This is a genomic window from Acinetobacter sp. RW6, assembly GCF_041956835.1.
Lineage (GTDB): Bacteria > Pseudomonadota > Gammaproteobacteria > Pseudomonadales > Moraxellaceae > Acinetobacter > Acinetobacter calcoaceticus.
In genome coordinates this window covers 241,872-254,331 of the sequence record NZ_CP167121.1, presented here as the reverse complement: position 1 = coordinate 254,331, position 12,460 = coordinate 241,872, and the positions used below count along the sequence as shown (strand labels likewise).

Here is a 12,460-nt window from a genome sequence, read left to right as displayed (position 1 = left end):
TCAATTTAGCATGGCGAAATCACTTTTTTATTTTACTTTTGTTTTCCGAATCATTTTATAGAGAAGTTTTGGAGACATTCGTGAAACCATAACTCCTAGTTTTTCTTTTGTTCCGCCAACAACAATATATTCTTGCCCATGCATCAATGCTTTAACTGCTTGTTGGGCAAATACATCTGCCTCTAAACCATTCTCGATGGCTTCATCTTGATGACCTTGAGGTTGCCCAGCACCATTTAGCGCATTAAAAGAAACATTAGTTTTTACAAAGCCTGGGAAAATAACTGAAACTTCAACGCCTTGATCTGAGACCTCAGCACGTAAACTATTTGCCCACATATGAATTGCAGCTTTAGCAGCCGAATAACTTGCACGGTACTGCGTTCCTAATAAACCCGCCACACTCGAAACAAATACAACTCGGCCAGACTTTTGTTTTAGCATGGTCGGAAGCACAGTTTTGGTTAACGCCACTTGTGAGAAATAGTCGACTTCCATAATGGCCCGTTCGGTTGCCATCGTCGTATCTTCAATTAAAGCACGTTGGCTTAAACCTGCATTATTAATAAGCCAGTCAATTCGCCCTTTAGCTTTTAAAATCTGCTCATAGGCTTCTTGTACCTGCTTTTCATCAGTAATATCTGCAACCACAGATAAATGTTGATCTGGATTTAACAAACCAACCCGAACTGCTTCTAATTCCTCAAAACGACGCGAGGTCAAAATCACCTCCGCCCCTTGCAAAGCCAACTCGCCTGCTAAGGCCTTACCCAGACCAGAAGATGCTCCCGTAATCCATACCACTTTATTTTGCAAAGTATCAAGTTTGGCCATGCTTTATGTTCCTATTATCTTTTTAAATTATGCTGCTTGATGCATGAAGGCCAAAAAGTGGTTGATATAATGAGTTGCTGTGGTCTGATCGACCTGTGTACCTAACTTTTCCAAACGTTTATAGCCTAAATGCGTCGTCATGTTGATCACCCCATTCAGGGTTTTATCGACAACTAAATTAAATTTTAAACGCTTTTTAGGTTCACGTACTAGGCTTGTTACGCCTAAATCTACAATTTGAATGAGGGTCTCAAAAGCAGCGGCAACACTCTGCATATTCCCATCACGAATTTGCTGAGTCAGAGTTTCGGCTTGTTGCACGAGTTGGAGGGTAACTGGATAGGTAATATAAACTTGCTGTCCCTGCTCTTTCATCAGAGATGTCATGTAATCAACTAAAGGCAAAAGACGTTCATTGCCAAAGAATGAAACTGACCAAGGCATGTATTTTCGAAAAGTCTCTAAAACTTGCTGAACCACTTTTTCAGACTCAGCTTGCTGTTTTGGGGACATGGTTGTATTCCCTGACTGTAAAAGTACAGAAAAAACCTGCTCAATAATTTCACAAGAAAGATCAGAGAGTACATCACCTAAGGGTTTTGCCTGACTTTGGTTTACTCCATCATGCAGTTTCTGCCGAATGGTCTCGAATTGGGTATAAGTTGAATCGGAAATTTTCAAAAAAACTTTATAACTCATGAGCAACATCCTTTTTCAATTCGTTTGTAATTTTTGTGCCGTGTCTCTACACGATTAAATTGTGATCCATCTTTCATAAATCTACCGTTTTTTGAAAAAAATACAAAACCGTTTATCTGTTTTCAGTACATTAATTTCGAGGCATTTTTTTGCTACAATAGGTGCAATTTTTTATGCATATTCGATCTAAGCTACTATGACTGACGCTCAAACCGCTCAAAATATTGCGACCACATACGATCCAACCGAGATCGAAAAGAAGTGGTACCAAACGTGGGAAGAACAAGGTTACTTCAAACCTTCTGGTCACGGTGAATCATTCTGTATCATGATTCCGCCACCAAACGTCACTGGTAGTTTGCACATGGGCCATGGTTTTAACAATGCCATTATGGATGCCCTCACCCGTTATAACCGTATGATGGGTAAAAACACCTTGTGGCAACCGGGTACTGACCACGCTGGTATTGCAACTCAAATGGTTGTTGAGCGTCAACTTGGCTTGCAAGGTGTGACTCGTCATGACTTGGGTCGTGATAAGTTCATCGAAAAAGTTTGGGAATGGAAAGAACAATCTGGCGGCACAATTACGAAACAAATTCGTCGCTTAGGTTCATCTGTAGACTGGTCACGTGAACGCTTCACGATGGACGAAGGTTTATCAAACGCAGTTAAAGAAGTATTCGTTCGTTTGCACGAAGATGGTTTAATTTACCGCGGTAAGCGTCTTGTAAACTGGGACCCTAAACTTCAAACTGCTCTTTCTGACCTTGAAGTTGAAAGCAAAGAAGAAAAAGGCTCGCTTTGGCATTTTAAATATTTCTTTGAAGACAAATCAGTTAAAACTCAAGACGGCAAAGACTATCTAGTAGTTGCAACGACTCGTCCTGAAACTTTACTGGGCGATACTGCGGTTGCAGTTCATCCTGAAGATGAACGTTATGCACACCTTGTTGGTAAAAACATTGTATTGCCAATTACTGGTCGTTTAATTCCGATCGTTGCTGACGACTACGTTGAAAAAGACTTCGGTACTGGCTGTGTAAAAATTACCCCTGCTCATGACTTCAACGACTATGACCTAGGTAAACGTAATAGCTTGCCAATCATTAATATCTTCAACAAAAACGCCGAAGTTTTGGGTGAGTTTGAATATATTGCAAAAGCTGGTGAACAAATTTCTAAAACCATTACTGCACCTGCGGAATACGCTGGTTTAGAACGTTTCGCAGCACGTAAAAAATTAGTTGCTGAAGCTGAAGCTGAAGGCTGGTTAGATCAAATCCAACCGTATGACTTAAAAGCTCCACGTGGCGACCGTTCAGGCGTAATCATTGAGCCATTATTAACTGACCAATGGTACGTAAAAATTGCTCCGCTTGCTGAACCTGCAATTGAAGCAGTTCAAGATGGTCGTATTAAGTTTGTTCCAGAGCAGTACAGCAACATGTACATGGCGTGGATGCGTGACATTCAAGACTGGTGTATTTCACGCCAGCTTTGGTGGGGTCACCGTATTCCAGCTTGGTACGATGCGAATGGCAACATCTATGTTGGTCGTAACGAAGAAGAAGTACGTGCGAAAAACAACATTGCTGCTGACGTTGAACTTAAACAAGACGAAGACGTTCTTGATACATGGTTCTCATCTGCACTTTGGACTTTCTCAACCTTAGGTTGGACTGGCGACAACAAACAAGATGCGGCAAATGATTTCTTAAAAACTTTCCACCCAACAGATGTATTGGTGACTGGTTTTGACATCATTTTCTTCTGGGTTGCCCGCATGATCATGATGACCCTACACTTCATGAAAAATGAAGATGGTTCATCGCAAGTACCATTTAAGACTGTTTACGTTCACGGCTTGGTACGTGATGGTGAAGGTCAAAAAATGTCTAAGTCTAAAGGTAACGTACTTGACCCATTAGACTTGATTGACGGTATTGATTTAGAAAGCTTAGTTGCAAAACGTACGACTGGTCTGATGAACCCGAAAGATGCAGCGAAGATTGAAAAATCAACGCGCAAAGAGTTCCCAGAAGGCATTAATGCTTATGGTACTGACGCAGTTCGTTTCACGTTCTGTGCGCTTGCAAACACTGGTCGTGACATCAAGTTCGACTTAAAACGTGTTGAAGGCTACCGTAACTTCTGTAACAAAATCTGGAACGCGACTCGTTTCGTTCTGATGAATGTTGAAGGCCAAACTGTTGGTCAAGAAGCTCGTCCTGATCTTTGGGAACTTCCAGAACAGTGGATTATGAGCCGTCTGCAAAAAGCTGAAGCTGCTGTACATCAAGCGTTTGCAACGTATCGTTTAGACCTTGCTGCACAAGCGATTTACGACTTTATCTGGAATGAATACTGTGACTGGTACGTTGAGTTAACTAAACCAGTTCTTAACGATGCAGAAGTTGCAGAAGAGCGTAAAGCTGAAGTACGCCGTGTATTGCTTGCAGTGATGGAAGCTTCTTTACGTTTGGCTCATCCGTTAATGCCGTATTTGACAGAGGAAATCTGGCAAACGCTTGCACCAATGCTTGGTCAAGGTGGTCCAACCATTATGACTGCTCAATACCCTATTCCTGAGCAAGCAAAAATCAACGAACAAGCTGAAGCAGACATGCAATGGCTTCAAGGTTTGATTGGTGCAGTACGTAACATTCGTGGTGAGTTAGGCTTAGGTAATGCACGCTTGTTGCCAGTATTACTTCAAAACACGTCTGACGCTGAGCGTGAACAAATCATTCGTATTGAAGCTTTGTTCAAAGCATTGGCTAAAGTTGAAAGCATTGAATTCTTGAATAAAGATCAAGAGCCACCATTGTCTTGCTCTAGCGTTGTTAGCCATGCATCAGTATTTGTACCAATGAAAGGCTTAATTGACCCTAAAGCTGAGCTTGCTCGTTTGCAAAAAGACTTGGATAAAATCCAAAAGCAACACGACCAAATTGCAGGCAAACTTGCAAACGAAGGCTTTGTATCTAAAGCACCAGCAGCAGTTGTTGAAGGTGAAAAAGCGAAGCTTGCTGAGTTTGCTGCTCAGTTAGAGAAAGTTAAAGCGAATATGGAGCAGATTGCTGCGCTTTAATGCAGTGATTTGATTCAAAAAATCCCCTCTTAGTGAGGGGATTTTTGTTGAAAATAATTACAACTCAGTTCAGAAAGACGTATATTTTCAAGCTTTGATATAAACTTATTAGATAACCAAATCAAATATTGATCAAAAATATAAATTCAATAAAATCTTAACCTATTAATTTAATGAATTAAAAATATCAATCAATTTTATACACACTAAATAATAGTTTTCCATTTGCAGAGATTGCCCAATATAAGTGATCATTTTTGTGGCTTCCCTCTAAAATAATGAATTGATTTTGCTGGCAAACTTGTTCAACTAAACCAATATTTTTTTCTGAACCATACACATTAAAAGAATCGTGTTCTTCAAAATCATCATGATCTCTTAACAACTCAGGTGGTTGAACATAATGAATATTGGATTTAAATGTTTTCCAACGTTTTTTAATAGTTGGCTTAATACATTCAACTGTTGAATAGGTAAATTTTTTCTGAACTGGCGACTGATTTTTAAGTAAAAAATTTACTTTAGTTTTATTATCTAAGGGATAGACTACAATCCAGTAACCATTGTCATATGAATCTAGCCTTTGATAAAAAAATATCGATTCTGTCAAATTAGGAAAGATTTTATGATCATATAAAATACTATTTTTCAATCTTTTCTTATTTAGACTCTCTTCAAAAAAATTACCCGCCATACATACTAAAAAAATTATTACAATTAAAAAACTTACGATTGGAATAAAGACATAAGTTACTAACATTAAAATTATACTTAAAAATTTATTTAACATAAAAACTCAACTTCAAAACTAGAAAAGGCCCACCTAGGCCTAATTTCTTACAGCTATATAAAATAGCCCCCAATTTTTAAAATCCCCCAAATCATCACTACTAATCTCACAGCACCATATAAATTCTGAAAGTTAATTATTGGTGTTATCTAATAAATCAAAGCACCCCATGCTCCAACAACATCTCTACCCCGCTCACCTTTTTCATATGCTTTAAACGCTCCCTTTCCCACTTCAACTGCTGTTTTAACTCAGCGCAGTCAGCATCTATAGTTTTATAAACATCACTAATATGTACATGCTCTGCTTTCACATTCTTGGCTAACTGAAAAGAATCCAAAATATCTGCAATTTGACTTTCAAGCTGCTGACTTTGTGCATCTAAAGCCAGTTTATAAAACCGCAATTGCTCGGCAGATAACTCTTTAGCGCCTAGCCCTTTATTCAGCTCGAGCTGTAACTGGAGTTTGAGTAAATAGAACAAATCCTGCTTTTCATAGGCCTGACTTGCCTGTTGGAACAACTCTGTTTTTTCTTCTTTCTTTGTTTCATCTTGCTCACGGTCTGGGTGAATCATCGCAGCAATTTTTAAATAGACTGTTTTGAGTGACTGGGCTGCCATTTGCTCGGCTTGTTCACGTTTCTGTTGCTGTCTTTGCTGTTTGGCTTGTTCACGCGCGTGTTGCTGCTCGGTAGCATACTGTTCAAAGTCTTCTTCAAGTTCTGCACTTTGATCAGTACTTTCTTCATATTCAAATTTTATTGAGTGAGCTTTTTTATTCTTTTTTACCGACTCCCCCACATGTTGCTGATAAAAGGTATCGATCTGCTTCACTAACTCCAACTGTTCCTCAGATAGCTGTTTGGAGCGCTTCAACATTTGTGCAAGCTGGGCAATTTTTTCATCAAGTTGTTGCATATCCGCTTTGGAAAACTCATGGCTATGTAACATATTCCAAAGTTGGTCCAACTGCTGAAATAGCACTTCATGTAAATCGCTATACACAGGCATCAGTTTTTGCCGTATGTGCTGTTGAATCTCAGCTTGTGCATTTTGCCATGTGCTTAGGCTAACTTTTTGCTGTTCTATTTTATCAATCAGGCGATTCAGTTTTTTCTGCTGTGCAGACGGTTCGGACCTTTGCTGCAAGCTGACTTTAAGATCAAAGGACATACTCATCCACCCGAAAAAGAAAAAAGTGTAGCAATAATCAGATAAGGAAGGTAGCAAAGGATTCCTTAAGTCAGAATCGGCTTATTAATTTTCAGAAAACAGAATGCGACTTATCTAAATGTTTATATCTTAGGAGATCCACCAAATCACTACTGGTAAAGTCACGGCAGCACATAAAGTCTGAAAGCTAATCACGGCTGCCATGAGTTGGCTGTCGCCACCCAATACTTTGGTTAAAATGTATGAAGCAGAAGCAGTCGGTAGCGCAAAGAAAATCACTAAAATTTGTGTTTGTAGGCTTGGTAACCCGAACCATGTACATACGACATAGGCCAAAGCAGGCACTGCTAAAAGTCGTGCAAAAGTGTCTGCCGCCAATACGACAATGTCTTTTTTAATTTGCATGAATTGCAAAGCTGCACCCACACATAACAGGCCCAGTGGCAAACTCGATGCTGAAAAAAGCTTAATAAAGCTAGAAAAGCCTTCCCAAATCGGGATGTTAAGTGCATTGACTGCTGCCCCGACCACACACGATGCAATTAACGGGTTTTTAAGGAGCGCAATCAAAACAGGCTTAATCGCCATGTGTTCTTTAGAGGTTAGAGCAAGCACCGAAATAACGTTCACAAGCGGAATGCAAAGCGCCAATAAAATTGCCAGTATTGCCATTCCTTCAGTTTTAAAAAGCGAAGTCACTAACGCCAGACCAATATAGGTATTAAAGCGAACCATACTTTGTACATGTACACCAAAGCGTGCAGGTGGTATGTGCCAAAACATTCGGAGTATGTATAAAAAGGTGGTGACTCCCAAAACCACAATCAACATGGCAATAATGGCTGTACTCAAACTTTGTAAGTCAATTTTCGCGGTCGACAACGTACTAAAAAGCAAAGCGGGAAATAAAATATAGTAATTGAGCTTCTCTGCCCCAGCCCAAAACTCATCGCTAAAAAAATGATATTTTTTAAACAGGTATCCCGATGCAATTAATGCAACTAAAGGAAAGAGAGATAAAACAATACTATTCATTTCTTTACTCGAGTTTGGTTGAAGGACTTGCTATTTTTGGCAATTCCTTTGGCTTACTCATATATTAAAGATAATGAGAACTCATGATAAAATGAGTTTTTACTCATAACAAGTACAACATGACATTTACCCAGCTTGAAATTTTCGCACTTATTGCTGAACTAAAAAGCTTTACTTCTACCGCAGAAAAGCTGGGAATTTCACAGTCGGCAGTTTCTCATGCGCTTAAGTCATTAGAACAACAATGGGGCATTAACCTGATTTCAAGATCCCAAAGTGATATTGAGCTGACTACAACAGGTCAGCAGTTACTCACTCATGTAAAAGAGCTATTGAGTATTTCCAACACGTTAGAAAAAGAAGTGGCTGCGATCCATGGGTTAAATGAAGGGACATTACATATCGGATCGTTTGGGGCTTCATCATCCATTTATCTATTGCCTGAAATTTTAGAAAGCTTTCGGCAGCGCTATCCTAAAATCGAAATTTATATTGATGAAGGCGAAGATAAAGAAGTGGCTCAATGGTTATTGGAACGGCGTATAGAAGTCGGTTTCTTGATTATGCCAGATGAGCGGTTCGATACTTTCCCCTTAATTGAAGACCGTTTTGTTGCTCTAATTCCGAATGGTTACCCACTGGCGCAACAACTCTATATTGATCCAGCACAGCTAGAAAACTGCCCTTTTATCATGACAATGGCAGGTAGTAGACATCAGGTCGAATTAATTTTAAAGAACTTTAATGTGAAACCAGACATCAAATTTTATGTTTCACAAATTTTGAGTATCGTCAGCATGGTTCATAACCAGTTAGGGGCTTCCATTGTGTCTGATATGGTAATTACTAAAGAGTTACTCTCACTCTATCCAAATGTAGTTAAACGCCCTTTTAAACCGAACCTTAAACGTTCTATTGGACTCGCAGTGAAAAATAAAAAGCATATGAGTCCAGCTGTGAAAGCATTTATTGAAGTTGCTCAAGAAGTTTGGTCGGATCATTAATTCAAATACAAACCACTCTTTTAAATTTTAATAACGAACTTTTTTAGGTCGATTTATAAACGTATTAGATGATTTTTAACATAAAAGCATGAGTGTCGCCCTTATCTCGAGCAATTCGACGCACCATTTGTCGTCAAAATACCATTATCCAATCTAAATTGGTGCGCTTATTGCATATTCACTTTTATGCAATTGAGTTTGTTTCGACAAACTTAGGTTTTTAGATTCCTTAAATCTATTTTGGTGCAATTTACAGACCCAGATTTGTTCCAAAATGGAATTTAGCACTTTTTTCGAGCATGCTATGCAAAATGTAGATCTATTTTTCTTATTACTTGGTGCTGTTTTGGTTCTTGCCATGCACGCAGGTTTTGCATTCTTGGAACTTGGTACGGTTCGCCATAAAAATCAGGTGAACGCACTGAGTAAAATTCTGACTGACTTTGCCCTCTCTGCAATCGCATATTTCTTTGTTGGTTACTATATTTCTTATGGCCAGCATTTCTTCCATGATAGTACGGTTTTATCAAGTGATCATGGCTACAACCTTATGCGTTGTTTCTTTTTACTCACTTTTGCTGCGGCAATTCCTGCCATTATTTCGGGTGGTATTGCTGAACGTGCAAAAATGCGTTCTCAAGCCATTGCAACACTCGCTTTAGTTGCGCTGGTTTATCCATTTTTCGAAGGCATAGTTTGGAACGGTAACTATGGTCTGCAAAAGTGGTTAGAAACTACCTTTGGTGCAGCTTTCCACGACTTTGCCGGTTCAGTTGTGGTGCATGCTATGGGTGGTTGGATTGCGCTTGCTGCTGTCATTTTATTGGGGGCACGTTCTGGTCGTTATAAGAAAGATGGTCGCGTAAGTGCTCACCCACCGTCTTCTATTCCATTTTTGGCACTGGGTTCATGGATTTTAATTGTCGGCTGGTTTGGCTTTAACGTCATGAGTGCTCAGCGTGTAGATGCTATTTCTGGTCTAGTTGCCATTAACTCACTCATGGCAATGGTTGGCGGAACAATTACAGCAAATGCGATTGGTAAAAATGACCCAGGTTTCTTACACAACGGTCCACTTGCAGGCTTAGTCGCAATCTGTGCAGGGTCTGACATTGTTCATCCAATCAGCGCGCTTGTTATTGGCGGTGCAGCTGGTGCGATGTTTGTGTACCTATTTACCTACACACAAAACAAACTCAAAGTTGATGATGTGTTAGGTGTATGGCCGTTACACGGTGTGTGTGGTGCATTTGGTGGTATTGCAGTGGGTCTATTTGGTCAACAATGGCTTGGTGGTTTAGGCGGTGTGTCTTTTGCCTCACAGCTCATTGGTACAACACTTGCGATTGCCATTGCACTTGCTGGCGGCTTTATTGTGTACGGCTTACTTAAAGCGACCATTGGCATTCGTTTATCGCAAGAAGATGAGTTCCGTGGTGCAGATTTATCAATTCATAAAATTTCTGCAAATTCTGAAGAAGGTATGTTCTAATTTTTATGTAGGCACGACGGAGTCTTTCAGTCTTTAACAATAAATCACATCAGCCAATTACGTTACTTTTGTTTCGGCAAAAGTAACCAAAACCATTTCCATTCACAAAACCTGTTCCCTATTTATTACTATCCAAATAAATTACAAAAACTTTAAACTTCTTATGCTCAACAGGTTGTGAATGGTCAATCTCCCATTCATCATTTTGTTCATGAAATTAAATTAAGTTTAAGAACAATTTAAGTTTTATTTTATGTAATGCCTTTAACTCACAATCCTTTTGATGTTGCATGGCAATGAACCAACAAAAACATTTTTTTCAACTTCAGCTTATTTTTCTTGCCATTAGTTTTTTTATACTTTTATTTATATTTCCGGTGGGTGGGAAAATTGATATGTATTTCATCCACCCTTGGATGGACTCAACAGGTCATTTTTTTAATCGGGACAATTGGTACCTTGTAAGGGTTAACCATGAAATCGTAAAGCAAATCATCACTACCGTTTATGTCATCTTTTTAGGTCTGTGGATTGCGTCATTCAAAGTAGAAAAATTGAAGCTTTATCGCTGGCAATATGGCTATATGTTTTTTGTGAGCATGATTGGTAGCGGTATAGTTGGCTTATTAAAATCACAATCGGCTCATGCCTGCCCTTGGAATATGGTTCATCCTACCACGTTAGGATATGTGTGGGATTTTACCGCCAAACACGGACACTGTTTTCCGGGCGGTCATGCAAGTGCTGGCTTTATTTTAATGACAGGCTATTTTGTTTATCGTCTTGAGCGGCCTAAGCGTGCCTATTTTTACTTAGCGGCGGGTCTTATCTTAGGCTTTATGATGGGTTGGGGGCAAATGATGCGTGGTGCGCATTTCCTGAGCCACAATTTATGGACAGGTTGGATCGTTTGGGCAGTAAATATCTTATTTTATGCAGTTTGTATTCACCGCTTCGAATTTGAAAAACGAATCAAACAAGAACTTGTATAAATCACGTTCTTGTTTCATGAATATGTAAAACTTTAGGCAGTTTAACCAGTACAGAAAGTCCACCAAGCTCTAAGCTTTTATCAAGTGTTAAAGTTCCACCCAAACGTTGAGTTGCACGGTCAACAATCGATAGACCTAAGCCACTGCCCACTTCAAGGTGGTGGTGTACCCGATAAAAACGTTTTAAAACTTTATCATAATGTTCAGGTTCAATCCCCGCACCACTATCTTCAATTTGAATACACGCGTAGCCATCTGTATCTGTAAAAACTGAAATATTAATCACGCCTTGGTGGGGCGTATATTTGATTGCATTATCAATTAAATTAAAAATAATAGAATGTACTGTCGGCTCAACACTATGCATTTCAATAGGTTCATTACGAACCAGCCCTAAATCAATCTCTTTTTGCATGGCTAAATTAACAAGCTGTTCAACACAGTTTAAAGCGACATCATTAAGCTGAAAATATTTGGTGGGTTCAATCACACTCAAAGACACATCCTGCTTTGCCAAAGCTAAAAGCTGGGTGACCAAATGCTGAATACGCGCCAATCCTTTACTCAAGTTTTGCAATGACTCATGCTCAGGCAGTTGACTGATTAAAATTTTAGTTTGTAGATTCAAAGCTGTGACAGGAGTTCGGAGTTCATGTGCAGCATCGGCAATAAACTGTTTTTGTTCCATTTGAGCCTTAGATATACGTTCAAACAGACGGTTCATTTCATCAATAGTCGGCAATAATTCTTGAGGATAGTCTAAAGCTTCAATTGGCGTTAATTCTTCCGAATCGCGATGAGTCAGTTCATTTTTAAAGTCATCTATGGGCTTTAGACCTCGGCGAATAATCGCGGCTAAAGCAAAAATCGCAAATGGCAAAATAATTAGATAGGGAATGAACATACTTCCAGCAAGCTCCCAAGCAAAAGCTTCACGAACTCGCTCTTGTTGACTTACCTGAATCTGATAATCTTTTAAAGGCAAAACGTAAGTTCTCACTACACCTTGGCTAGTTTTATGCGAATAAAAACCAGCTTGTGAGACAGGTGGAACCAACAGGTGTAAATGATGAGATAAATGGGCCTGATCTTTATAAGCCCAAATGTCGACAAATAAATCTTCTTCATGATAGGTTTTATGAAAATCGAACTTACTCGTTACTGTTTTTAATGGATATTCAGCTGTTCTTTCTGCCAAATAACGCATTTGAGTATCTAAAATTTCATCAACTTCTTGAAGTGCAACCTTATAGGCACTAAAAATTAATATACAACCTAAGATGACACTGAAAATTGAGGTGCCCCAAATCAGTCGTTTCTTTAATGAGTAATGCACTATTATGAAG

At 39.2% G+C, this 12,460-nt stretch carries 9 protein-coding genes and 2 pseudogenes; 4 read left to right on the top strand and 7 right to left on the bottom strand.

Annotation, left to right across the window (positions count from 1 at the left end; all coding sequences use genetic code 11):
• Positions 1 to 27: 27 nt before the first annotated feature.
• Together ACB088_RS01275 and ACB088_RS01270 are read right to left on the bottom strand one after the other, a co-directional pair.
• Positions 28 to 834, bottom strand: a complete 807-nt coding sequence (locus tag ACB088_RS01275) for an SDR family NAD(P)-dependent oxidoreductase (protein WP_375037797.1) — start codon at positions 832 to 834, stop codon at positions 28 to 30.
• Between the two features lie 27 nt (positions 835 to 861).
• On the bottom strand, positions 862 to 1,533 hold the full coding sequence (locus ACB088_RS01270) for a hypothetical protein (RefSeq protein ID WP_375037796.1): 672 nt from the start codon (positions 1,531 to 1,533) through the stop codon (positions 862 to 864).
• A 196-nt stretch (positions 1,534 to 1,729) separates the two neighbouring features.
• On the opposite strand from ACB088_RS01270, the gene ACB088_RS01265 reads away from it, so the two are divergent.
• Positions 1,730 to 4,627, top strand: a complete 2,898-nt coding sequence (locus tag ACB088_RS01265; RefSeq protein WP_375037795.1) for a valine--tRNA ligase — start codon at positions 1,730 to 1,732, stop codon at positions 4,625 to 4,627.
• A gap of 187 nt (positions 4,628 to 4,814) precedes the next feature.
• Here the strand turns inward: ACB088_RS01265 and ACB088_RS01260 are convergent, their stop codons facing one another.
• The 3 genes from ACB088_RS01260 to ACB088_RS01250 form a co-directional block, all read right to left on the bottom strand.
• Positions 4,815 to 5,417, bottom strand: a complete 603-nt coding sequence (locus ACB088_RS01260) for a hypothetical protein (protein ID WP_375037794.1) — start codon at positions 5,415 to 5,417, stop codon at positions 4,815 to 4,817.
• A gap of 157 nt (positions 5,418 to 5,574) precedes the next feature.
• Positions 5,575 to 6,591 (bottom strand): molecular chaperone DnaJ, encoded by a 1,017-nt coding sequence (locus ACB088_RS01255; RefSeq protein ID WP_375037793.1) that lies wholly within the window; start codon positions 6,589 to 6,591, stop codon positions 5,575 to 5,577.
• A 129-nt stretch (positions 6,592 to 6,720) separates the two neighbouring features.
• Positions 6,721 to 7,626: an AEC family transporter gene (locus tag ACB088_RS01250; RefSeq protein WP_375037792.1), complete on the bottom strand. Its 906-nt coding sequence runs from the start codon at positions 7,624 to 7,626 to the stop codon at positions 6,721 to 6,723.
• Positions 7,627 to 7,745: 119 nt separating this feature from the next.
• Here ACB088_RS01250 and ACB088_RS01245 point away from each other — a divergent pair, with 119 nt between their 5' ends.
• Complete coding sequence (locus tag ACB088_RS01245) at positions 7,746 to 8,630, top strand: LysR family transcriptional regulator (RefSeq protein WP_375037791.1); 885 nt, start codon at positions 7,746 to 7,748, stop codon at positions 8,628 to 8,630.
• A gap of 304 nt (positions 8,631 to 8,934) precedes the next feature.
• Positions 8,935 to 10,122, top strand: a complete 1,188-nt coding sequence (locus ACB088_RS01240; protein WP_375037790.1) for an ammonium transporter — start codon at positions 8,935 to 8,937, stop codon at positions 10,120 to 10,122.
• A gap of 121 nt (positions 10,123 to 10,243) precedes the next feature.
• Here the strand turns inward: ACB088_RS01240 and ACB088_RS01235 are convergent.
• Positions 10,244 to 10,312, bottom strand: a pseudogene (locus ACB088_RS01235) (hypothetical protein); the annotation flags it as partial.
• A 93-nt stretch (positions 10,313 to 10,405) separates the two neighbouring features.
• Between ACB088_RS01235 and ACB088_RS01230 the strand changes: the two are divergent.
• Positions 10,406 to 11,114: pseudogene (locus ACB088_RS01230) on the top strand (phosphatase PAP2 family protein).
• Position 11,115: 1 nt separating this feature from the next.
• Here ACB088_RS01230 and ACB088_RS01225 read toward each other — a convergent pair.
• Positions 11,116 to 12,450 carry an ATP-binding protein gene (locus ACB088_RS01225; protein ID WP_375037789.1) on the bottom strand — a complete coding sequence of 445 codons (1,335 nt, stop codon included), beginning with the start codon at positions 12,448 to 12,450 and terminating at the stop codon, positions 11,116 to 11,118.
• Positions 12,451 to 12,460 lie beyond the last annotated feature (10 nt).